The following is a 22,350-nucleotide window of genomic DNA, read 5'->3' on the forward strand; positions in this document are numbered from 1 at the left end:
CCCTCAGTTGAGCTCGGGGTCCACGGGGTAGTAGGCCACAAAGGCCAGCTCATCGCGTTGACGCAGGAGCACCTGCTCCCAGAGGCGATCCGGGTCGCCGGTCAGCAGGTCCTCGGGGAAGGAATCCACGACGAACCACGACCCACGACGCACCTCGTCCTCGAGCTGACCACTTGACCACCCGGCATACCCGGCAAAGATCCGGAGGCCACCGGCCTCCGGCATCACGAGCAGCGGCGGGGTGTCCAGATCGACGATCGCCACTGCCCCGAAGAGCCGCTGGCTGCCCGGTGGCGGGTCGTCGTCACCGGGCACCGTGATGAGGCCGAGCGCGGAGTCGAGCTGGACCGGGCCACCCTGGAAGAGGGTCTGCGGTGTGGAGATGTGCTCTCCCCACCCCGGCAGGACGCTGTCGACATCGGCACCCAGGGGCTTGTTGAGCACCACGCCCTGAGCGCCGCTCTCATCATGCTGGAGCATGAGGATCACACTGCGGTGGAAGATCCCGTCGTCGAGCTTCGGCGTGGAGACGAGGAGTCGGCCCGTCGTGCGATCAGCGGTCACGCTTCCATTCTGCACGCCCGCTCTGACCACGTCGCTCCCCACCGCGGGCAGCGCCACGGCCGCCGCCCTGGTAGCCGCGGGAGGCACCCTGGAAACGACGGGGCGGACCACCCGGACGGCGGCCGCGCTGCTGTGGCTTGGCCTCGAGGAGGGGCTTCCAGACCTCGTCAGCCACCGGGACACCGGACGGCGTGCGCCCTCCGGCTGCCGCGACGTGCTCGTCGCCCGGACGGACCCGGATCGGCTCGACATCGAGACCGGCCGCCTCGGCGAGTCGTGCCATGGTGCGCTTCTGGTGCGGAAGGGCGAAGGTCACGACCGTGCCCTTCTCCCCCGCCCGAGCGGTGCGACCGGCACGGTGCAGGTAGTCCTTGTGGTCAGCGGGCGGGTCGACCTGGAGGACGAGACCGATGTCGTCGACGTGGATGCCGCGCGCGGCGACGTCGGTGGCCACGAGGACCGGCAATGACCCGTCACGGAATGCGCCGAGCGCGCGGTTGCGCAGGTTCTGCGACAGCCCACCGTGGATGGCCGCGGCGAGGACGCCCTTCTCGCGCAGCTCACGGGCGATGCGGTCGGCGCCGAGCTGGGTCCGCACGAACACGACGATGCGGCCGGCACGGTTGGCGAGCTCGGCCGTGAGCTGCTTCTTGTTGTTGGGGTCGATGAGCATGATGTGGTGGCTCATCGTCGTGACGCTGGCCTGAGCGTCTTCGGTCGAGTGCGTGACCGGGTCGATCAGGTAGCGGTCGACGAGCGTGTCGATGCCCTTGTCGAGGGTGGCCGAGAAGAGCAGTCGCTGCCCGCCCGACGGCACCTTGTCGAGGATGGCGGTGACATCGGGAAGGAAGCCCATGTCGGCCATGTGGTCGGCCTCGTCGAGGATCGTGATCTGCACGTCGTCGAGTTCGACGGCGCCGCGCTCGATGAGGTCGGACAACCGGCCAGGCGTCGCGACGAGGATGTCGATGCCCTTGGCCAGCGCCTTGATCTGCGGCTCGTAGGAGAGGCCGCCGGCGACGAGCTTGTGCCGCAGGCCGGTGACGTGGACGAGCGGCTCGAGGGCGTCACTCACCTGCATCGCGAGCTCACGCGTCGGCACCATGACGAGCGCGCGCGGACGCTTGCTGAACGGCTTGGTGCCGTCGACGAGCCGGGAGATCGTCGGCAGGCCGAAGGCGAGGGTCTTGCCCGAGCCGGTCTGACCACGTCCGAGAACGTCGCGACCCGCGAGGGCGTCGGGGATGGTCGCCTCCTGGATCGGGAACGGCTCGGTGATGCCGTCGCGGGCCAGTCGCTCGACGAGCCGGGGGTCGACGCCGAGTTTGGCGAAGCCGTTGTCCTCGGTGACCGTCGCCGGACCCGAAGACTTCTTGGACTCGTACTTCACCCAGGTGTCGGCCTGGGCGCGCTCTGCCTCGGCCTCCTCGAAGGTGCGAGGTGCGTCCGGCAGGTCGTTCCGGTGCTCGTCGTAGTGACGGCCTTCATGGCGGTCACGGCGCACCGGATCGGCGACGCGGCGCGCCGGCCGGTCGTCGTCGCGACGGAACGGCGGACGGCCGTCGCGGCGCTCGCCGTAGGCGGGGCGGCTGCCGCGGTCGTCGCGGCGCTGTCCGTATGCCGGGCGCTCGCCACGGTCGTCACGACGCTGGAACCCGCGGCTCTCACCACGGTCGTCGCGGCGCTGTCCGTATGCCGGGCGCTCGCCGCGATCGTCACGGCGCTGTCCGTATGCCGGGCGGTCGCCACGGTCGGTGCGGCCCTGGTAGCCGCCACGCGAGTCCGCTCGGTCATCGCGACGCTGGAACCCGCGGCTCTCACCACGGTCGTCGCGGCGCTGCCCGTATGCCGGGCGCTCGCCGCGATCGTCACGGCGCTGCCCGTATGCCGGGCGGTCGCCACGGTCGGTGCGGCCCTGGTAGCCGCCACGCGAGTCCGCTCGGTCATCGCGGCGCTGGTAGCCACCGCGGTCGTCGCGACGGTCGGAGCCACGGTTGTCGCCGCGCTCGCGCCGGTCACCGGATTCGCTGCGTGCGGCGCGGTCCTCACGGTCCCAGCGCGGGCTGCGCTCGGAGCGCGGCGCCTTGGTGCGGGTGGGGCCTTCGGGCTGTCCGCGGTGATGGGCCTTCTTGGGGCCCTTGGACTTCGCATCCGCCTTCTTCGAGGCGGTCCAGCGCGGCTTCTTGCCGCCGGCGGTGGGCTTCTTGGGCATGGAGAATCACTCGATCCGAGTCGATGGTGGTGGGCGTCAACGGCCCTCCACGACGACTTCTGTGTCAACGAGATTCAACGGGCTGGAGCGCGGCGCCGGACGTGGCGCAAGGATCCACTCTATCAGCGTTCGGGTGTGTCCTTGACCACGCGAGCAGCACTGCGGGTGCCGACGAACCGGGCCGTGAGGACCCCGAGGGCCACGCCCGCGAGGTCCGCGGCAACGTCCCAGCGATCACCGGCGCGATTCGGCAGCAGGGTCCCTTGGATGAACTCGCTCACCGGTGCATGCGCGGCTGCGACGAACACGACTGGCAGCCATGGCAGTCGCGCCAACAGCGCGAAGAACACCGGCAGCGCGAACACCGCGGCGTGGACCAGTTTGTCGAAGTTCGGGAAGGGCGACCCTCCCCCACCCGACGGCGCGTAGAGCACGACGATCTGCAGGAGGACCGCGACCGATACTGGGACGAGGGATCTGGCGCGAGACGCTCCGGAGCTCACGGCGCCTTGGCGGCTTCGGCGGACCCGGCCGTCGCTGCACCCGTGGACGTCGCTGTCTTGGCGACGGCCGCTGCCACGACCTCGGCGACGCCGGGGTGGAACACGCTGGGGATGATGTAGGTCGCGTTCCGCTCCTCGTCCTTGACCACACCTGCCAGCGCGTCGGCGGCAGCGAGGAGGACCTCGGGCGTCAGCACGTGGGAACCCGAGTCGAGCAGCCCACGGAACACGCCCGGGAAGACGAGGACGTTGTTGATCTGGTTGGGGAAGTCGGACCGGCCCGTCGCCACGACCGTGGCGTGCTTCGCGGCATCCACGGGGTCAACCTCCGGCGTGGGGTTGGCCATCGCGAAGACGACCGCGTCGTCGGCCATGGTCGCGATGTCGTCACCGGTGAGGATGTTCGGCGCGGAGACTCCGAGGAACACGTCCGCCCCTGCCAGTGCCTCGGCGAGGGTGCCGGTGAATCCCTCGGCATTGGTGTGCTCGGCGATCCAGGTCTGGTTGGGGTGGTCGCCGGACACGACGTCCTCGCGGGCCGCATGGATCACGCCGTGCATGTCAGCGACAACCACGTGACGCGCGCCGGCGTGCAGCATGAGTTTGAGGATGGCGGTGCCGGCCGCGCCGGCGCCGCTCATGACGAGCTTGACGTCCTCGAGCCGCTTGCCGACCACCGCCAGGGCGTTGCGCATTGCGGCGAGCGCGACGATCGCTGTCCCGTGTTGGTCGTCGTGGAAGACCGGGATGTCCAACTCCTCGCGCAGCCGGGCCTCGATCTCGAAGCAGCGCGGCGCGGAGATGTCCTCGAGGTTGATGCCTGCGAACACCGGGGAGATGGCCTTGACGGCGGTGATGATCTCCTCGGTGTCCGTGGTGTCGAGGCAGATCGGGAAGGCGTCGATGTCGGCGAAACGCTTGAAGAGCGCGGCCTTTCCCTCCATGACCGGCATGGCGGCAAGGGGGCCGATGTCTCCGAGCCCGAGGACCGCCGTCCCGTCAGTGACCACCGCGACCGTGTTGCGCTTGATCGTGAGACGTCGGGCGTCCTCGGGATTCTCGGCGATCGCCATGCAGACGCGAGCCACGCCCGGTGTGTAGATGAGCGACAGGTCGTCGCGGTTGCGGATCGGGACCTTGGACTCGATGCGCAACTTGCCGCCGAGGTGCATGAGGAACGTGCGGTCGGAGACCTTGCCGATCTCGACGCCCTCAACGCCGCGCATGAGCTCGACGATCTCGTCGGCGTGTCCGGGGTCGCGGGTCATGAGCGTGACGTCCACTCGCACTCGCTCGTGGCCCGAGGCCGTGACGTCGAGTCCGGTGACGACTCCCCCGGCCTGTTCCACGACTCCGGTGAGCTCACTGACGGCGGTGGCTCGTGCCGGGGCGACGAGGCGGACGGTGACGGAGTTCGCGGCAGAGGGAAGTGCGGCCATGACCACGATTCAACCTGCTACTCATGAGTTCGGTCACATCGCGTCCACCGTGGCTCGCCAAGAACCGATCTTCCGCAGCCCCACTCCCCGTGGGGATCGCCGGACCTACAGTGGCCAGCATGACCGACCACGTCGAAGTCACCGGTACGGGAGCGCACCACGTCGTGCCTGATCTCGTCATCGTGCGCGCCCGTGTCCAGTGCGAGGCGCGCGATGTGGCGACAGCCCTCGCCGAGTCCTCGAGTCGCACCGAAGCCGCCCTCCAGGCCGCCGCCGACCATGGCATCGAGCCCCGTGACCGACGCACCGACGACGTCGGCATCCACCCGCGGCACGACCAGAACGGCCGCAAGGTCATCGGCTACACGGCATACCAAGCCTTCCGGCTCACGGTTCGCGAAACCGGTCGGGTCGGTGATCTCCTCAAGGCCCTGGCAGGAGCGGCAGGCGACGCCCTGGGCGTCGACGGGATCGAGATGAGCGCCGAGCACACCCTGGCCCACCTCGGGGCCGCACGCGAGGCGGCGTTCGCGGACGCCCGGGCGCGAGCCGAGCAGTACGCCGCCCTGGCCGGAGCCCAGCTCGGGCCGGTCATCCACATCCGGGAGGGCGTGCCCGAGACCGGTGCACCTCGGCCCATGATGGCGCGCTCCGCCGACTTCGCCGGCTCCATGCCGGTCGAGGGCGGCACTCAGGCCATCACCGCGACCGTCGCCGTGCGTTGGGCCCTGGCATGAGCTGGCTCGACGCCCTCGGCTGGTTCGGGTCGGCGCTTCTCGTCTTCTCCCTGCTCCAGGCTCGCATCCTGCGCCTCCGGATCCTCAACACGATCGCCTGCCTCATCCTCACGGTCTTCAACGCAGCGATCGGCGTCTGGCCGATGGTGGCGATGAACGTCGTGCTTGCCGCGATCAACCTCTTCTTCATCGCCAGGATGCTGCGAGAACGCAATGACGAGACCGCGTTCCGGGTCATCGAGGTCGAGGAGGACGACGCGTACCTCCAGAACTTCCTCGAGGTGGAGGGCGCCGAGATCGGCAAGTACAACCCGGGCTTCAGTGGCGTCACCGAATCGTCCTCACGCTTCGCCTACCTCGTCGTCCACGGGCACGAGACGGTCGGTGTCGTCGTGGTGCGTGACGCCGGAGGTGGCGTCGGTCAGGTCGAGCTCGACTACGTCACCGAGCGCTACCGCGACTTCACGCCCGGCGAGTTCGTGTGGCGTCACAGTGGTCTGTTCGCCGGTCAGGGGTGGCGCACCATCCGAACCCCCGACGCGATGGTCGGCGCGTACTACGAGAAGCTCGGCTTCCGGCGTGACGGACAGGCGTGGGCCCTCGACATCGCTGCCGTCACTCGCCCGACCGAGGGTGACGTCGCCGATCCAGCGTGAGTTTGACCCGGTGACCGGTGATGACGGCCGCGAGCCACCCGAGACCGATCGCCCAGCCCGCGACGACATCGGTGAGCCAGTGGTGCCCGAGGAAGACGCGTGACAGCCCCATCGCGAGGACGAACACTCCCAGCACGGCCACGACCGCAATCCGCGATCCTCGCCTGCGCAACCAGATGACGAGCAGGTATGCCGTGAGGCCGAGTACCACGGTCGCGTTGAGCGTGTGCCCCGAGGGGAAGCTGGCCGAGGTCTCGTAGGGAGGGACCGCCAATGACTGCGGTGGGCGGTCCCGGGCTGTGAGTTCCTTGCCCGTGACGGTCATGAACAGCGACCCGGCACCCGCGATGACCATGAGGACGAGCGGTGCCCAGCGGCGCCACGCCAGCGAGAGGCCCACGGCCACGACGACGGCGATGAAGGGCATGCCCACCTTGCCGCCGAGGTCGGTGAAGTCCGTGACCCATTGCGCGGACTCTGGCGTGCGGAACCGCACCGCGCTGTCGAGCACCGGCTCGTCGACCAGCGCGATGCCGTTCCGGTCGGCGACGTCGCCGTAGACCACTGCGGACACGACGGAGAAGGCCCAAGTCACCGCGAGCCCCAGCCCGACGGTGATGACGAGTGCGGTGTTGGCCGTCGACCAGCGGGCGACCCGCGCCACCGCCGCCGAGACCTGCGCGAGTCCCCGCACCACGAACCGGCCTGCGGCGGAACGCCATTCGGCAAGGTCGCGGCCGCCGATCCGCTCGTCCTCGGGAGGCGGCGTGGGCGGGAAGCCTGTGGACGGCATACGAGATCGTCACACAGCGAACACACGAACACCCGGCACGGCGAGCGAAAGCTGGCCGACCGGGTGTCGTGCGGTGGGATGACCACGGTGGTGGAGGTGGCGGGAATCGAACCCGCGTCCACTGACGGGAAACCAAGGCTTCTCCGGGTGCAGCTCGCTATGGATTTTCTCGGCCCCAGGGCTCGCACGAGCACGTTCCCTGACAGGCCCAGTCGGATTGGAGTCCCGCGCCTCCCCCCGACAGGGGAGACGAAGCAAGATCTCTAGATGACGCTGGTGACTAGGTCGAGATCGAACCTAGGCCAACGGACTTCGGGCTCGCTCAGGCGGCGAGGGCGAAGTCGGTGCGCTTGGAGTTGGCACCTATTGGTTTGCACGGAGCGTTGACGAGATGACCGTGCATCCTCGACCCGCTTCCCTTGATCCGCCGACCAATGTCGAAACCGATCACCCCCCTGAGGGGGGCTCATCCCACGCTGTTCAGTTGTCACTGACCAGTAGAACACCGGTCGGCGTCCAAGTATGCCGCGTGGTGCCGACAGCGACCAACCGGTTTCGCTCCCACCGCGATTTTCGAGATGCCGACCTCTGGGTATCTCGCTAGCGTCGAAGGACCAGGCAGGGCGCGAGGGGCACCGCGCGAGAGATCTGCACAGGCGTCCGCTGCGTCAGGCATCCATCCGAACCGGAGGATCCTTCATGTCATCACGACCCATCCATCGCCTCAGGACCGCCCTCGTGGTCGGGGTCTGCACCCTCGGGCTGGCGGCCGTGCCCGCCGCCACCTCGGTCGCCGACCCACCACCCGCGACCCCGGGAGGTCCGTGGGGTGAGGGCAACCTGAGCGGCCTGCACTCCTACGAACAACTCTGGTCGACGCTGCGCCAGATCGACTCGTCGGCGAAGGGCAGTTTCGACGTCTCGCCCGCACCCCGGCAAAGCAACACCGGGCGTGACATCCCTGTGGTCACCATCGGTGACGGGGCCACCAACGTCATGTTCATCGCCAACCAGCACGGCGACGAGTTCGTCGTGAGTGAAGGCATGGTCTCGCTCATCAGAACTCTGGCCAACGGGTCCCGGAGTTCCGAAGAGATCCGCGAGTCGCTGACGGTGACGATCGTCCCGCGGGTCAACGTCGACGGCTTCGACGCCGATGTCACCGACACCGCAGGGCGGACCACGCCGTGGCGTCAGAACTACGACCCCAGCTGCACCGTGGCGCCGTGCGACCCGTTCTATGCGATCGGGCGTGGCTATGACATGAACCGCTACCACTCGTACTCCGAGTCCGCGCTCGACCATCCGTACCTGCCGGGTCTGGACAACCTCAACCCAGTGCCGGAGTCCGTCGCGATGCGACTGCTGTGGGACGAGCGGCAGCCGGAGTTGGTCGTGGACTTCCACCACCAGGGCACCTACGTCGACGACGACGGGCGGATGATCACCGGATCGATCATGTGGCCGAACGCCGACGAGGAGGCCGAGCGGCTCGGCCTGGGTGACACGTGGACCGAGACCATCGAGGACTCACAACGGGCAGTCGCCGTCATGCTCAACTCCGTCGAGAGCAAGGGCTACGCCAACATCACGCGATACCCGAGCACCACGACACCCGGCATTGCTCGCAACGCCTACGGGCTGTTGGGCTCGGCATCCGTCCTCTTCGAGATGCGCGGAGGCATCGGACAGAAGTCGGGCGGCTACATCGCCAAGACGGCCGAGACCACCGGCTTCGCACTCCTTGAGTCAGTGGCCGACGGGAGCTGGCTCACGACCGACCTCGCTCCTGTACGCAACATCCGCGAGCGGGGCGACTTCGTCGAGGCCCCCGAGCGGCAGCACGGCTGACACCACCCCCGCCCCGACTTTGTGCCCCATTGGGACAGCTCGCTGACGCTCGCCGTCCCAATGGGGCACAAAGTCGGGGTGAAGCGGTCAGGCGATGGCGGCCCGGATGGCCTGGGCCGGCGTCGTGGTCGGACGGCCGAGGATCCGCGACAGGTCCCCGGACTCTGCATGCAGTGCACCCTGCTTGATTCCGTGGTCGCTGTCGGCGAGCACGGCTGCGAAGGGCTCGGGCACACCGGCCTGCACGAGCGCCGAGGTGTAGTCCTCCACGGTCAGGTCGCGGTAGGACACCGGGGTCTTGGCGACGGACGTGAGCTCGGCGGCATACTCGTCGAGCGTGAACGCGGTGTCGCCTGCGAGTTCGTAGGTCTGGCCCGCGTGGCCCTCCCCCGTGATGACGGCGGCGGCGGCATCTGCGAAGTCGGCCCGCGTCGCGGCGCTGATTCGCCCATCGCCAGCGGCGCCGAGGACGGCACCGTGCTCGAGCTGGACGGGGATCTGGGCGGTGTAGTTCTCGAGGTACCAGCCGTTGCGCAGGAGCGTGTGCGGCAGGCCCGACGCGGCCAGGGCCTCCTCAGTGGCCTTGTGCTCGACCGCGAGCTGCAGCGGTGAGGAATCGGCCCGGGTGATGCTCGTGTAGGCGACGAACTCCACCCCCGCGCGCACCGCCGCGTCGATGACGTTCTGGTGCTGCACTGCCCGTCGTCCGAACTCGCTGCCCGAGACCAGGAGGAGTCGGTCGACGCCCGCCAGTGCGCGGTCGAGGGACGCGGGGTCCTCGTAGTCGCCGACACGCACGTCCACACCCTTGTCGGTCAGGTCCGCGGCCTTGGCGGGGTCCCGGACGAGGGCGACGAGGTCGGTGGGAGCGATGCCGCGGTCCAGCAGGGAGTCGACGGCGAGGCGTCCGAGCTGTCCGGTGGCGCCGGTCACGAGGTAGGTGGTCATGGTGAGCCTTTCGAGCGTGGAAGCGAACTGCTGACATCGGGGTCAACGAGCGGTTCGACCTGATACTTCCCAATAGTTAGTACCCACTTTGAGGTAAGGTACATACATGCAGGTAAGCAATCCGTTGCGCGAGCACTTCCCGGATGCGGTCTTCCCAGCGGGCTGTCCGACCCGGACCGTCATCGACCACGTCATGAGCAAGTGGGGCCTCCTCGTGCTGCTCTCCCTGGGCGAGGGCGAGCCGTTGCGGTGGAGCGAGTTGCGCCGCCGCGCCGAGGGCGTGAGCGAGAAGATGCTGGCTCAGACGCTGCGCACGCTCGTCGCCGACGGCTTCGTGCTGCGCGACGCCCGCCCGGTCGTGCCGCCTCACGTCGAATACTCACTCAGCCCTCGTGGACAAGAACTCGCTGCGCTGCTCAACCCGCTCATGGTGTGGGTCGCCGACAACGCCCCCGACATCCTCGAGGACGCCGCGACCGCTTCGTGAGGCTTGCTCGCCATCGGTGGTGGCGCGTGGCGACCGCCGGGCGTCACGGTTCGGGAGGGCCAGCCAGCTCCATTCGGCGATCACTAGGATCAGGGCGACCCGCCCTCAGCCACGGAGGTATGCCGTGTTCCGCAAGGTCCTCGTCGCCAACCGAGGCGAGATCGCCGTCCGGGCCTTCCGCGCCGCCACCGAACTCGGCGCCAAGACCGTCGCCGTCTTCCCGTTCGAGGACCGCAACTCGGAGCACCGCCTCAAGGCCGACGAGTCCTACCAGATCGGCGAGGAGGGACACCCCGTCCGTGCCTACCTCGACCACGAGAGCATCGTCCGCGTTGCCGTCGAGTGCGGTGCCGACGCGATCTATCCGGGCTACGGCTTCCTCTCCGAGAACCCGCTCCTCGCGGAGGAGTGCGCCGCCCACGGCATCACGTTCATCGGCCCTCCCCCGGAGGTCCTGCACCTGACCGGCAACAAGGCCAAGGCGATCGCGGCGGCCCGGGACGCGGGCCTCCCGACCTTGCGAGGTTCCGAGGCCGGCACCGACCTCGATGCCCTGGAAGCCGCGGCTGCTGACATCGGATTCCCGTGCTTCGTGAAGGCCGTGTCCGGAGGTGGCGGTCGCGGCATGCGCCGCGTCGAGGACCCCGCCCACCTGCGGGAAGCGCTCGAAGCGGCCCAGCGCGAGGCTGACGCGGCCTTTGGGGACCCCACGCTCTACATCGAGGAAGCCGTCGTCGACCCACGCCACATCGAGGTGCAGATCCTGAGCGACGGCAGCGACGGCAGCGACGGCCCCGATGGCGATGGCCGGGGTGTGCTCCATCTCTACGAGCGTGACTGCTCGGTGCAGCGCCGCCACCAGAAGGTCGTGGAGATCGCACCGGCGCCCAACCTCGACCCGGACCTGCGCGACCAGATGTGCGCCGATGCCGTGCGGTTCGCCCGCAAGATCGGCTACGTGAATGCCGGCACCGTCGAGTTCCTGCTCGGCAAGGACGGTCGCTATGTCTTCATCGAGATGAACCCGCGCATCCAGGTCGAGCACACAGTGACCGAGGAGGTCACCGACGTCGACCTCGTCGTGTCGCAGATGCGCATCGCGTCGGGCGAGTCGTTCGAGGATCTGGGGCTGCGGCAGGAGGACATCGTCCTTCGGGGGGCTGCACTTCAGTGCCGGATCACGACCGAGGACCCGGCGAACGGCTTCCGCCCCGACGCCGGCACCATCACGGTCTACCGTTCCGCGGGCGGCGGCGGGGTGCGCCTCGACGGCGGCACCGTGTTCGTCGGGGCACGGGTCTCGGCCCACTTCGACTCGATGCTCGTGAAGCTCACCTGCCGTGGTCGCTCCTTCCCCATGGCGGTGCGTCGGGCACGAAGGGCGTTGGCGGAGTTCCGAATTCGCGGAGTCTCCACCAACATTCGGTTCTTGGAAGGGGTCCTGGCCGACCCCGTCTTCCAGGCCGGCGAAGCGACGACGAGCTTCATCGACGAGCGGCCCGAACTGCTCCATGCCCGAACTCCCGCCGACCGCGGCACCAAGCTGCTGACCTACCTCGCCGACGTCACGGTGAACCAGCCCCACGGCCCCGCCCTGAGCCGGGTCAAGCCGCGCGCCAAGCTGCCGACCCTGGATGCCACCTTGCCGGTCCCGCCCGGCTCGCGGGATCTGCTCCAGCGCGTCGGACCTGCCGAGTTCGCCCGTCAGCTGCGCGGCCGCTCCGACGTCGCCGTCACCGACACGACGTTCCGCGACGCCCACCAGTCACTGCTCGCGACACGCATGCGCACGCGCGACCTGCTCCACGTCGCCGGCCACGTCTCACGTCTCACGCCGCAACTGCTCTCGATGGAGGCATGGGGCGGCGCGACCTACGACGTGGCGTTGCGCTTCCTGTCGGAGGATCCGTGGGAACGGCTCGCCCTCCTGCGCGAGGCGATGCCCAACATCCCGCTCCAGATGCTCCTGCGGGGACGCAACACGGTCGGCTACACGCCCTACCCCACCAAGGTCACTGACGCGTTCGTCCACGAGGCGGCCCGGAGCGGTCTCGACATCTTCCGGATCTTCGACTCCCTCAACGACGTCAGCCAGATGCGGCCGGCGGTCGAAGCCGTCCTCGCGACGGACACCGCCGTGGCCGAGGTGGCGCTCTGCTACACCGGGAACCTCAGCGACCCGGGCGAAAAGCTCTACACCCTCGACTACTACCTGCGTCTTGCCGAGGAGATCGTCGATACGGGTGCCCATGTCCTCGCCATCAAGGACATGGCCGGTCTGCTCCGTGCGCCCGCCGCGCGCGCCCTCGTCAGTGCCCTGCGCGAGCGCTTCGACCTGCCCGTGCACCTCCACACTCATGACACCGCGGGTGGGCAGATCGGCACCCTCCTCGCCGCGATCGACGCAGGGGTCGACGCTGTCGACGCTGCTTGTTCGGCCATGTCCGGCACGACGAGCCAGCCGTCACTCTCCGCCCTCGTGGCGGCCACCGACGGCACCGACCGGCCCACCGGGCTCGACATCGACCATGTCTTCGCCCTCGAGCCCTACTGGGAGGCCGTCCGGCAGCTCTATGCCCCCTTCGAGTCCGGCCTCCCCTCGCCCACCGGTCGCGTCTACTTCCACGAGATCCCCGGCGGCCAGCTGTCGAACCTGCGTCAGCAGGCCATCGCCCTCGGCCTCGGCGATCGCTTCGAGGACATCGAGGACATGTATGCCGCCGCCAACCGGATTCTCGGCAACCTCGTCAAGGTCACCCCGAGCAGCAAGGTCGTGGGTGACCTCGCGCTGGCACTCGTCGGTGCCGGCGCCGACCCGGACGACTTCGAGGAGAACCCGACGAAGTACGACATCCCCGACTCGGTGATCGGCTTCCTCGAGGGCGAGCTGGGCGACCCGCCCGGGGGGTGGCCCGAGCCCTTCCGCACCAAGGCCCTCCAGGGCAGGCAGGCCGGTCCGCGCGTCACCACCCTCACCTCCGAGGAGGAGCAGGCGCTCGACGCCAACCCACGCGCCACGCTCAACGCGCTCCTGTTCCCCGGGCCGACCAAGGACTTCCTCTCGTCCCGCGACCGGTTCGGAGACCTCTCAGTGCTCGGCACGGTCGAGTTCCTCCACGGCCTCGACCCGGACCGCGAGTACGAAGTCGAGATCGAGGCCGGAAAGCGACTCCTCCTCGGGGTGACGTCGATCGGCGAGGCCGACGCCAAGGGCATGCGCACGGTGATGTGCACCCTCAACGGACAGTTCCGTCCGATCACGGTGCGCGACAATGCCATTCAGGTCGACGTGAAGACAGCCGAGAAGGCCGAGCCGGGCAACCCTTTGCACGTCCCGGCTCCTTTTGCTGGCGTCGTGACACCCGTGGTGGCCGAGGGCGATCGCCTCGAAGCGGGCGCCGTCGTCGCGACGATCGAGGCCATGAAGATGGAAGCCAACATCACTGCGCCGAGCGCCGGAACCGTCGAGCGTCTGGCCATCAACGGTCACCAGCAGGTCGAGGGCGGGGACCTGTTGCTCGTCCTGACGATCAGTTAGCGTGGAAGAGCATCCACGGCGTCAAGACGCGGCGCTTCCCGAGATGCAGATCCCTTCCGCAACCACCAGGAGTTTCACCATGGGTATCGGAGACAAGATCGACAACATGAAGGACGACGCGGTCGGCAAGGCGAAGGAAGCCGCCGGCAAGGCCAAGGACGACGAGCGTCTCGAGGCCGAAGGCCGCCTCGACCAGAGCGAGGCCGACATCAAGCAGGCCGCCGAGAAGGCCAAGGACGCCTTCAACAACTGACACCCCGGCAGACCCGAAGGCCGGTCACCGAGAGAGGTGACCGGCCTTTGGTTGGGCGCTCAGGGAAGTCGTGAATATCGTGATGCGTGCGTTTGCGACGAAGGAGCAACTGAGCGCGCGTCGCGATATTCACGACTTCGCGCGTGCGGAGCGACTACCAAGAGCCGCCGCCTCCGCCGCCTCCACCACCACCGGAGAACCCACCGCCGCCGGAGAACCCCCCGCCTCCCAGTCCCGACCCACCGGACGAGCCGGGTGTCGAGACGAACGTCCCGGCCGCCTGGGTCGAGAACGAATCCATGCTCGAGGCGACGTTGCCGAAGTTCCATCCGGTCATTGGCCCGATGTACCAGACCGGCGGTGCGATCGCATGTCCGGCGGCAGCAGCGGCGGCCGCGACGTCCTCGAAGACCTCGGCCCACCGATCGGCGAGCCCGAAGACGATCGCGTAGGGCAGGAACTTGCTGAAGATGTCCTGCGCCTCCTCCCAGCGGATCTGGTTGGCCTCGGCTGTGGCGATGTATTGCTCGAAGCCCCTGGACTGGGCGAGGACGGCGCTGCCTTCGGCCGTGCGCGAGGCCATGTGCCGGCCGAGCCAGACGATGATGAGGCCCGCCACGACTGCGCCGACCCCGAAGATCAGCACGGTGCCGCCGATCGGGCCGGCCAGTCCTCCCACGAAGGCGGAGAGGAAGAAGGAGATGACGACTCCCACGATGGCAAGGCCGACGCCGAAGGCCTGCCACGCTCCGCGCTGGGCGTTGGGTGAGCGCCGGAACCAGTGACGTTGCACGGCCTCGGTGTACATCATCCCCTGCACCTGCTTCAGGGTGCCGGCGAAGGTGTTCTTGAGCGCCGAGAGCCGGGTCTCGTCGGCAGAGGCAAACACGCCGTCGAGGAGTCGTTGTTCGTAGGGCGCCAATGCCGCCGCGTCAGCGGTGGGTGTCGTGCGGCGCAGGATCCAGTCGTCGTTCCGGAAGCGCCCACGTTCCTCGTTCGTGATCGTCAGGTGCCCGCGGACGGCCAGGTCGATGAGAGTCGCGGTGACGTCGACGACGTCGGCGTCCTCGTCCATGATCGTGCCCACCATGCCCGGCTGGACGCCCGGCGGTGGGTTGAACTGGACCGCCACCGTGGGTGCCTTGCCACGCACGACGGGAGCCGTCTCACCGGCGCCCGGTGACAGGCCCGGCGTCAGCCCGGCATAGACCTCGTCCCGACCACGCGTCCACACGAGGAGGCCCATGAGCCCTCCGGCGAGCAGCGGCAGCAGGACGCCACCTCCGGTCAGGGCGGCACCGAGATACTTCGCCTGGGTGTCGGACAGGGACGGTCCGGGGTCGTAGCCTCCCCCGTAGCTCCCGCCCGACCCCGTCTCGCGCAGGTCCGGCGTGAGGTCGTCGAAGGCGTCGCGGGGCCATGAGACGACGATGGTCGCGCCCTGGCCGGGGCTGATGTCCGGGATCGTGAACTTCGAGGTGGCACCTGCTGTGCCGGTGCACGTGGTGTTCTCGCGCGCGGCGCCGTAGTAGCAGGCCACTTGGGTCGCCGGCACCGGACCGGTGACGTCTGCGCTGACACTGCGGTAGGTGTACTCGTTCGACGTGTCGATGTGGTTGTAGTAGAGCTCGGCAGTCCCGTCGCCGACGTCGTTGATGACGTGGGCGAGGGAGTAGGACAGGACGTACTCGTGGACGCCGGAGACGGTCTCGTCCGGGCTGCCGATGCGCACGTTGGCGTAGGCACCGAAGTCCGAGATGTCCGTGTCCGTCGGCGCTCCCGTCGGCGAAGTCACCTCGACGTCACTGAGCTCGTAGTGGCGGTACTGCGTCGTGGAGTCCTGATAGCCGGCCCGCGTCTGGATCGTTCGGAAGATGCCGTGGCGCTCCTCGCCGTCCGGGAAGTCCCATCGAATGCGCTGCGTGACCTTCATCGACCCGTCGGCCTGCACGGCATACGCGACGTTGAAGGCGGCCGCGTCGTCGTCCATGGGCAGGAAGCCGACCAACGAGGCCGGTGACGCACTGGACGGTGACGCGAGAGCCGCGCCGGCCGGCATACCGATGCACAGAAGGGCAAGGAAACCCAGCATCCAGAACCGCAGCCGACCCGTCACGGACTACCCCCTGTTCGCGCCGAGCTCGCGCTCGGCTTCACGACGATCCTGGCGTTCACGTAGCGCGTGACGCTTGTCGTACTCCTTCTTGCCCTTCGCGATGGCGATCTCGACCTTGGCGCGCCCGTCCTTGAAGTACAGCTGCAAGGGGACGATCGTGTGGCCGCTCTCGCGCGTCTTGTGCATGATCCGGTCGAGCTCCTTGCGGTGCAGCAGGAGCTTGCGACGTCGCCGCGGCGTGTGGTTGGTCCACGTGCCCGAGACGTATTCCGGGATGTGGACGCCCTCGAGGTAGAGCTCGTCGCCACTGAAGCTGGCCCAGCCGTCGACGAGGCTGGCACGGCCCATGCGGAGGGCCTTGACCTCGGTGCCCATGAGGACGAGGCCGGCCTCGAACGTGTCCTCGATGAGATAGTCGTGGCGCGCCTTGCGATTGCTCGCGACGAGCTTGCGACCATCGTCATTCTTCTTCTTGGCAGCGGTCTTGGCCACGCCGATCACCTCCTCGAGTTCAGTGCGACACGCTACTGCAGCGTATGCCGTCTGCGCGCCTGCCTTTGCGGCGCGCCCCTCGCGGTGGGTGGCTCAGAGGTAGCGGCGGGGGTCCACGAACGAGCCGTCCTCATAGACCTCGAAGTGGAGGTGGCACCCGCTGGAGTTGCCGGTGCTGCCCTCGTAGCCGACGATCGTGCCGCGCGCGACGCGCCCACTCTGCGTCCGGATGCGCTGAAGGTGGTTGTAGGTCGTCGTGAGGTGGACGCCGCCGATGACGCCGTGGTCGACCACGACGCGGTTGCCGTAGCCCCCTCGGTAGGTGGACTCGATGACGGTCCCTGGGGCAGCGGCCCGAATGGGAGTGCCGCAGGGGGCGGCGTAGTCACGTCCGCTGTGCAGGCGCCACACCCGGTCGTTGGGGTGCAGGCGCATTCCGTACTCGGAGCTGATCCACCCGGCCGTGGTCGGCGGACTGAGAGGTCCGCCGCTTGAGCCACCACTGCTGGTCCGACCCCGCTTGGGGCTGGACTTGCTGCTCGTCGCGCTCTGCTTGGCGGCGCGCGCAGCAGCTGCGGCCTTGGCCCGAGCGTTGGCGGCGGCGGCGATCTTGGCCCGACGCAGGGCCTCGGCGGCGCGCGCCTTGATGACCGCTCCGAGTCGCGTGGACTCGGCCTGCATCTCGTTGAGACGCTTGGTCTCGGCCTCGGACTGCGCCTTGACGGTCGCTGCCTCACGCGTCTGCTGGGCGGCCAGTGCGTCGAGGGCGTTCTTGGCGGCCGTGGCGTCGTCTCGGGCCTTCGTGGCGGCGGCGAGGGTGGACTCTGCCTTGCGCTTGGCCTTCTCGGAGTCGACTCGCAGGGCCGACAGGAGGTCCTCCTGCGCTGTCTGGCTCGCTTTGGCCGTCGCGAGCTTGACCATCGACTGGCCCTGGAGGTCCATGACCGTTCCGATGAGCGCGATGCGGTCGGCGAACTGCTGCGGCGTGGTCGAGGTCATCGCCATGTCGAACTCGCCGAACCCCTGCTCTTGGTAGATCTGCGCTGCGAACTGCGCCACCTCCCCGCGACTGTCGCTGATCTCCTTGCTCGTGGCGGCCAGTTCGTCCTGCGCCTTGACCTCGTTCGCCTCGGCGACCTCGAGTTCCTGAGCGGCGATGGCGTTGGCTGTCTGGGCCCGAGATGCGGCGGCCTCGGCGCGGCCGAGTGCCGCCTGGGCGCCCGGCAGCTTGCCCTGCGTCGTCTTCAGCGCGATGAAGGCGTTGGCGAGGTCTGCGTTGGTGTCTAGCAGATCCTCACGCAACTGGTCGATCTGGGAGTCGACCTTGCGTTTCTGCTGGTTCGGGTCGGGGTCAGCGCTGGAGCGAGCGGCCACCGGAGACGTCATGGCGACGGAGGCCGCGATGACCGCCGCGAAGCCGACGACTCGGCGTGCAGAGGCAGTTCGGGGCGCAGGGGTTCGCCACATAGTCACCATTGGTAACACGAGTCACCTCCGTTGGGAACCTTCCGCGCCGGTGAATTGCAAAACCTGGCAGCCGTTCCGCGGGCCGAGAACGTCACTGTGCGCGACCGCAGCGCGCCGAGAATCCGACCATCTTGCCTGACCGGCCTTCGAGCGCAAGGGGTTTGGGGTCAAGAGCACACGATCAGACCCGGAGGTACCGGCGCAGGGTGACCAGACTCGTCAGGGCGGCTATGAGGATGACCCCACCGAAGAGCCATGGCGTGAGGGCCCAGACGTCATTGGCCCCGATGAGCGCCTTGTTGAGCACGACCTGGTTGAAGCCGGCGTTGAAGATCAGGCGGAGCCCCACCCAGAGCATGCCCACTGCCAGCGCCACGCCGAGCGTGGCCACCACGAGCATCTCGATGATGAACGGCATCCGGATCGTCCAGTTCGAGGCGCCCACGAGACGCATGATCCCGATTTCTCTGCGTCTGATGAAGGCCGCTTGTCGGATCGTCGTGGCCATGAGCAGGGTGGCGCAGATGACCATGAGGGCGGCGAGGACCACGGAGAACCCGGTGATCCAGTTGATGATCTGGAAGAACCGTTTGAGGACTCTCTCCTGGTCCTGGACGCTGGCCACGCCCGGCGCCCGCTCGAACTGGGACGTCACGACCCCGAACTTCGAGGGATCGTCGAGTTGGACGCGGAAGCTCTGCGGGATGTCTCCCAACTGCACGTTGCCCGTGATCGGGCTGTTGCGGAACTGCTCCTTGAAGCGCTCGAAGGCCTGCGCCTCGGACTCGTGGAAGACCTGCTTGACCTCGGGCATGGCCCTGAGCTGGGACTCGATGCTCTGCTTCTGCGCCTCCGTGGCGGCCAGACCCTGGCAGTTGGGAGTGTTCGAGTCGTCCGTGCACAGGTAGATCGACACCTGGATGCGGTCGTACCAGTAGCCCTTCATCGTGTCGGCCTGACGCTGGGCGAGCAGCCCCAGACCCAGGAGGAACATCGACACCATCGTCACGAGGACGACCGAGAGGGCCATCGACAGGTTGCGACGCAGTCCTGACCAGACCTCACCGGCGATGAATCGCGCCTTCATCGGTCCTCACCCCCGAAGCGCTCGGGATCGAGGTCCCCGATCTGCTCGATGCCCTCGATGTCCTCGACCGCGTGCGGGTCGTCAGCGTTGGACGAACCGCCCGACGCCGGTGAGGTTCCGGCGCCCCCGGCCTCCACCCGGGGCATGTAGGTCGCGTGCTCCTCGTCGCGCACGACACGGCCCTCGTCGAGCTGGACGACGCGGTGGCGGAGGTCGTTGACGGTGTCGGCGTCGTGGGTGGCCATGACCACGGTGGTACCTGCCCGGTTGATCCGGTCGAGCAAGTGGACGATGTCGAGGCTGATCTTGGGGTCGAGGTTGCCGGTGGGTTCGTCGCAGAGCAGGATCTGCGGCTTGTTCACGACGGCCCTTGCGATCGCGACCCGCTGTTGCTCACCACCGGACAACTGGTGCGGAAGGCGCTTGCCCTTGCCCTCGAGGCCCACCATCTCGAGGGTCTCGGGGACGAGCTGACGGATGGCCGAGGCGGGCTTCCCGATGACCTGAAGGGCGAAGGCCACGTTCTGGTCGACTGTCTTGCCCGGCAGCAGCCGGAAGTCCTGGAAGACCGCGCCGATCTCCCGGCGGAACCGCGGCACCTTGCGCGTCGAGAGCGTGCTGAGGTCCTGACCTGCCACGAGGACCTTCCCGGTCGTGGCGCGCTCTTCGCGCAGGGCGAGGCGGAGCATCGTGGACTTGCCCGAGCCTGACGGACCCACGATGAAGAGGAACTCGCCGCGCTCGACGTTGACGTTGACGTCAGAGAGCGCTGGACGGGTGGACCTCGGGTAGACCTTGGAAACGTTGTCGAAGCGAATCATGCGCTGGGTCGGGCCTTCGGGCTCGGGGGCGGATGCGTGTCGAGCATAGGTTCCGGGGCTGTGGGGCGCGCGCAAACCCACCGGACCGGCGTGTGTGCGCCCTGGGGCTTGGACCTCACCTGTGACGCCATGACCACCCACGTGTCCGGACACGACGGGCCGGCAGATGAAGTTGCTTGATGCAAGCAATGGAGTGTTGAATAGTTGACATGGTCAAGGAGATGGTCGGCGGCGAGGCGTTCGAAGAGTTCAGCAGCAGCCTCTTCCGACTGACCCGCTCGTTGCGCTCCACCTCGCACCTCTGGGTCCAGCTCCCGGGCGGACTCAAGCGCACCGACATCACGATCCTCACCGTGCTCTCCGACCACGGGGACTGCCGTCCGGGGTTCATCGCCGACCGGCTGCATGTCGGCGCCTCCGTCGTGAGCCGGCAACTCGTCTCCCTTGCCGGAGACGGCCTCGTCATTCGACGCAAGGACCCAGCCGACGGTCGCGCGGAGCTCATCTCGCTCTCTCCGGAAGGCAAGGCCCGGCTGCTGGCACTGCGAACGGCCTACGTGGCCGCTCTGCGGGAGCAGTTCACCGACTGGGACACCGCGAAGGCAACCGAAGCTGCGGCCCTCCTCGACGAGATCTCCGACCACATCGTGCTCGCCCTCGGCGGCACCCCCGCGACCAACCCCCACCCGGCCCACCATCGCGCTTCGTCCCCCAGCACGGACAGCACCCTCGGTGGCGACGACTCCAAGGACCTCCATGGCTGACCGCACCACCTTCAAGGAACCCGACCTCAGTCACAGGGAGGTTCTGGAGGTCCTCATCGGGTTGCTCTCGATGCTCTTCGTGGCCATGGTCAGTTCCACCATCGTCAGCACTGCGCTACCGACGATCATCGGTGACCTGGGCGGCAGCCAGACCTCCTACACGTGGGTCGTCACGACGACCCTCCTGGCCCTCACGGTGACGAGCCCCATCTGGTCCAAGCTGTCCGACCTGTTCGACAAGAAGTTGCTCGTCCAGATCTCCGGAGTGCTCTTCCTGCTCGGCGCCCTCGCCGCCGGCTTCTCGCAGAACGTGCCACAACTCCTCGCTGCCCGCGGCCTCCAGGGCGTCGGCGTCGGCGGGCTCATGGCGCTGTCGCAGGCCATCATCGGCTCGATCATCCCGCCGCGCGAGCGTGGTCGCTACACCGGCTACATGGCGGCCACCATGGCTGTCGCGACGGTCTCCGGACCGCTCATGGGAGGCCTCCTCGTCGACAGCGTCGGCTGGCGCTGGTGCTTCTGGGCCGCCGTGCCGATTTCGCTGGTCGGCCTCGGCATGCTCCAGAGGTTCCTCCACCTCGAGCACCACCGACGTGACGCCCGGATCGACTGGTGGGGGGCCATCCTCATCTCCCTCGCGGCGAGCCTGCCGCTCATCTGGGTCTCCTTCGCCGGGGACCGCTACGACTGGATCTCGGCAGAGACCGCGGCTTTCCTCGTCCCGTCCGCCCTCGCCGTCGTGGCTCTCGTCCTCGTCGAGCGACGCCACCCGGAGCCGCTGATCCCGGGCAGGATCCTCTTCGAGAGGACGACCAGCCTGGCCATCATCGGGAGTATCGCCGTGGGCATCGCCCAGTTCGGGACGTCGGTCTTCCTCAGTCAGTTCTTCCAGGTGGCGCAGGGCTTCTCCCCCACTGACGCCGGCCTCCTCATGCTGCCGCTCATCCTCGGCAGCATGATCGGCGCAACCGCCTCGGGGATGCTCATCACGCGAACCGGGGTGTGGAAGCCCTACATGCTGGTGGGCACCGTGATCCTCATCGTGGGCCTCGGCCTCATGGGCTTCACCGACCACACGACGCCGATCTGGCACCTGTCGGCCTACATGATCCTCATGGGACTGGGACAGGGCACGCTCATGCAGAACCTCGTGCTCGTCGTCCAGAACACCGTCGACGTCCGCGACATCGGCACCGCGAGCGGTGTCGTGAGCTTCTTCCGCTCACTCGGCGGCACGGTCGGCATGGCAGTGCTCGGGGCCATCCTCGCCACCCGCGTGAGCGACCACATCGCCACTGGCCTGCAGGCCAAAGGCCTGCCGGTGCCGGCCGATGGTGGGGGCAGCAATCTCGACCTGGATTCACTGCCCGCGCCAGTCCTCGAGATCGTCCGGCACGCCTACGGCGACAGCACCGGCTACATCTTCGTCATCGCCGCCGCCGTGACGGTCGTGACGCTCATCGCAGTGGCCCTCATGCCACCCACCGAGCTGCGGACGACGGTGGCCAAGCACGACGAGAAGGACCCACTGGGCCTCGAGCAGCCCATCGACTGACCAGCCCCGCAGACGACTCATTGCCCGTTTGGGCACCTTCCGCAGGACGTTCGCTGCCTGCGGAAGG

General features: G+C 68.2%; 19 protein-coding genes and 1 other RNA gene. 8 read left to right on the top strand and 12 right to left on the bottom strand.

All coding sequences use genetic code 11. From position 1 onward, the window contains the following. Positions 1-3 precede the first annotated feature (3 nt). From N802_RS01850 to N802_RS01865, 4 genes are all read right to left on the bottom strand, one after another. Positions 4-564, bottom strand: coding sequence for a YqgE/AlgH family protein (locus N802_RS01850; protein ID WP_035911266.1), 561 nt, complete (start codon positions 562-564; stop codon positions 4-6). Beyond that, positions 554-2,776 carry a DEAD/DEAH box helicase gene (locus tag N802_RS01855; protein WP_035911268.1) on the bottom strand — a complete coding sequence of 741 codons (2,223 nt, stop codon included), beginning with the start codon at positions 2,774-2,776 and terminating at the stop codon, positions 554-556. Before N802_RS01855 ends, N802_RS01850 begins: the two co-directional genes overlap by 11 nt. Positions 2,777-2,898: 122 nt before the next feature. Next, positions 2,899-3,279, bottom strand: coding sequence for a VanZ family protein (locus tag N802_RS01860; protein ID WP_035911270.1), 381 nt, complete (start codon positions 3,277-3,279; stop codon positions 2,899-2,901). Then, complete coding sequence (locus N802_RS01865; protein WP_035911854.1) at positions 3,276-4,718, bottom strand: NAD-dependent malic enzyme; 1,443 nt, start codon at positions 4,716-4,718, stop codon at positions 3,276-3,278. Before N802_RS01865 ends, N802_RS01860 begins: the two co-directional genes overlap by 4 nt. Before the next feature lie 119 nt (positions 4,719-4,837). Here N802_RS01865 and N802_RS01870 point away from each other — a divergent pair, with 119 nt between their 5' ends. Both N802_RS01870 and N802_RS01875 read left to right on the top strand, forming a co-directional pair. Then, positions 4,838-5,455 carry an SIMPL domain-containing protein gene (locus tag N802_RS01870; RefSeq protein WP_035911856.1) on the top strand — a complete coding sequence of 206 codons (618 nt, stop codon included), beginning with the start codon at positions 4,838-4,840 and terminating at the stop codon, positions 5,453-5,455. Next, complete coding sequence (locus tag N802_RS01875; protein WP_035911271.1) at positions 5,452-6,111, top strand: hypothetical protein; 660 nt, start codon at positions 5,452-5,454, stop codon at positions 6,109-6,111. Before N802_RS01870 ends, N802_RS01875 begins: the two co-directional genes overlap by 4 nt. Here N802_RS01875 and N802_RS01880 read toward each other — a convergent pair. Further along, positions 6,071-6,904, bottom strand: a complete 834-nt coding sequence (locus tag N802_RS01880) for a phosphatase PAP2 family protein (protein ID WP_035911273.1) — start codon at positions 6,902-6,904, stop codon at positions 6,071-6,073. The two genes, N802_RS01875 and N802_RS01880, sit on opposite strands and share 41 nt — an antisense overlap. 88 nt (positions 6,905-6,992) lie before the next feature. Beyond that, positions 6,993-7,359, bottom strand: a transfer-messenger RNA (tmRNA) gene (ssrA, locus tag N802_RS19825). 244 nt (positions 7,360-7,603) lie between these two features. Between ssrA and N802_RS01885 the strand changes: the two genes are divergently transcribed. Next, a complete protein-coding gene (locus N802_RS01885) occupies positions 7,604-8,755 on the top strand; it encodes a M14 family zinc carboxypeptidase (RefSeq protein ID WP_035911275.1) in 1,152 nt (383 codons plus the stop codon). 87 nt (positions 8,756-8,842) lie between these two features. On the opposite strand, the gene N802_RS01890 is transcribed toward N802_RS01885, so the two are convergent. Continuing rightward, positions 8,843-9,703, bottom strand: coding sequence for an SDR family oxidoreductase (locus N802_RS01890; protein WP_035911276.1), 861 nt, complete (start codon positions 9,701-9,703; stop codon positions 8,843-8,845). 106 nt (positions 9,704-9,809) lie between these two features. Between N802_RS01890 and N802_RS01895 the strand changes: the two genes are divergently transcribed. The 3 genes from N802_RS01895 (at position 9,810) to N802_RS01905 (ending at position 13,981) form a co-directional block, all read left to right on the top strand. Next, positions 9,810-10,190, top strand: coding sequence for a winged helix-turn-helix transcriptional regulator (locus N802_RS01895; RefSeq protein ID WP_035911281.1), 381 nt, complete (start codon positions 9,810-9,812; stop codon positions 10,188-10,190). A gap of 124 nt (positions 10,191-10,314) precedes the next feature. Next, positions 10,315-13,728 (top strand): pyruvate carboxylase, encoded by a 3,414-nt coding sequence (locus tag N802_RS01900; protein WP_035911283.1) that lies wholly within the window; start codon positions 10,315-10,317, stop codon positions 13,726-13,728. A gap of 79 nt (positions 13,729-13,807) precedes the next feature. Further along, a complete protein-coding gene (locus tag N802_RS01905; RefSeq protein WP_035911284.1) occupies positions 13,808-13,981 on the top strand; it encodes a CsbD family protein in 174 nt (57 codons plus the stop codon). 154 nt (positions 13,982-14,135) lie between these two features. Here the strand turns inward: N802_RS01905 and N802_RS01910 are convergent, their stop codons facing one another. The 5 genes from N802_RS01910 to ftsE all read right to left on the bottom strand — a co-directional run bounded on the left by N802_RS01910 (position 14,136) and on the right by ftsE (position 19,964). Continuing rightward, on the bottom strand, positions 14,136-16,097 hold the full coding sequence (locus N802_RS01910) for a DUF2207 domain-containing protein (protein WP_245613793.1): 1,962 nt from the start codon (positions 16,095-16,097) through the stop codon (positions 14,136-14,138). 3 nt (positions 16,098-16,100) lie between these two features. Next, complete coding sequence (gene smpB / locus N802_RS01915; RefSeq protein ID WP_156971233.1) at positions 16,101-16,598, bottom strand: SsrA-binding protein SmpB; 498 nt, start codon at positions 16,596-16,598, stop codon at positions 16,101-16,103. 84 nt (positions 16,599-16,682) lie between these two features. Further along, a complete protein-coding gene (locus N802_RS01920) occupies positions 16,683-17,975 on the bottom strand; it encodes a M23 family metallopeptidase (protein WP_169743377.1) in 1,293 nt (430 codons plus the stop codon). Between the two features lie 262 nt (positions 17,976-18,237). Next, positions 18,238-19,143, bottom strand: coding sequence for a permease-like cell division protein FtsX (gene ftsX, locus N802_RS01925; protein WP_035911294.1), 906 nt, complete (start codon positions 19,141-19,143; stop codon positions 18,238-18,240). Next, positions 19,140-19,964: a cell division ATP-binding protein FtsE gene (ftsE, locus tag N802_RS01930; protein ID WP_245613794.1), complete on the bottom strand. Its 825-nt coding sequence runs from the start codon at positions 19,962-19,964 to the stop codon at positions 19,140-19,142. The genes ftsX and ftsE overlap by 4 nt, the downstream gene beginning before the upstream one ends. Before the next feature lie 209 nt (positions 19,965-20,173). Here ftsE and N802_RS19240 point away from each other — a divergent pair, with 209 nt between their 5' ends. After that, complete coding sequence (locus N802_RS19240; protein ID WP_052109304.1) at positions 20,174-20,728, top strand: MarR family winged helix-turn-helix transcriptional regulator; 555 nt, start codon at positions 20,174-20,176, stop codon at positions 20,726-20,728. Beyond that, on the top strand, positions 20,721-22,283 hold the full coding sequence (locus N802_RS01940) for an MDR family MFS transporter (RefSeq protein WP_035911296.1): 1,563 nt from the start codon (positions 20,721-20,723) through the stop codon (positions 22,281-22,283). The genes N802_RS19240 and N802_RS01940 overlap by 8 nt, the downstream gene beginning before the upstream one ends. The last annotated feature ends 67 nt before the right edge of the window (positions 22,284-22,350 follow it).

The sequence above is a fragment of the Knoellia sinensis KCTC 19936 genome (genome assembly GCF_000768705.1).
Classification (GTDB): domain Bacteria; phylum Actinomycetota; class Actinomycetes; order Actinomycetales; family Dermatophilaceae; genus Knoellia; species Knoellia sinensis.

Bases quoted from the DNA above. Each gene is read 5' to 3' on its own strand.
- ftsE (WP_245613794.1), bottom strand. From the start codon at position 19,964: ATGATTCGCTTCGACAACGTTTCCAAGGTCTACCCGAGGTCCACCCGT.
- N802_RS19240 (WP_052109304.1), top strand. From the start codon at position 20,174: ATGGTCAAGGAGATGGTCGGCGGCGAGGCGTTCGAAGAGTTCAGCAGC.
- N802_RS01940 (WP_035911296.1), top strand. From the start codon at position 20,721: ATGGCTGACCGCACCACCTTCAAGGAACCCGACCTCAGTCACAGGGAG.
- ftsX (WP_035911294.1), bottom strand. From the start codon at position 19,143: ATGAAGGCGCGATTCATCGCCGGTGAGGTCTGGTCAGGACTGCGTCGC.
- N802_RS01855 (WP_035911268.1), bottom strand. From the start codon at position 2,776: ATGCCCAAGAAGCCCACCGCCGGCGGCAAGAAGCCGCGCTGGACCGCC.
- N802_RS01880 (WP_035911273.1), bottom strand. From the start codon at position 6,904: ATGCCGTCCACAGGCTTCCCGCCCACGCCGCCTCCCGAGGACGAGCGG.
- N802_RS01890 (WP_035911276.1), bottom strand. From the start codon at position 9,703: ATGACCACCTACCTCGTGACCGGCGCCACCGGACAGCTCGGACGCCTC.
- N802_RS01905 (WP_035911284.1), top strand. From the start codon at position 13,808: ATGGGTATCGGAGACAAGATCGACAACATGAAGGACGACGCGGTCGGC.
- N802_RS01920 (WP_169743377.1), bottom strand. From the start codon at position 17,975: ATGACGTCTCCGGTGGCCGCTCGCTCCAGCGCTGACCCCGACCCGAAC.
- N802_RS01875 (WP_035911271.1), top strand. From the start codon at position 5,452: ATGAGCTGGCTCGACGCCCTCGGCTGGTTCGGGTCGGCGCTTCTCGTC.
- N802_RS01885 (WP_035911275.1), top strand. From the start codon at position 7,604: ATGTCATCACGACCCATCCATCGCCTCAGGACCGCCCTCGTGGTCGGG.
- N802_RS01895 (WP_035911281.1), top strand. From the start codon at position 9,810: ATGCAGGTAAGCAATCCGTTGCGCGAGCACTTCCCGGATGCGGTCTTC.
- N802_RS01870 (WP_035911856.1), top strand. From the start codon at position 4,838: ATGACCGACCACGTCGAAGTCACCGGTACGGGAGCGCACCACGTCGTG.
- N802_RS01865 (WP_035911854.1), bottom strand. From the start codon at position 4,718: ATGGCCGCACTTCCCTCTGCCGCGAACTCCGTCACCGTCCGCCTCGTC.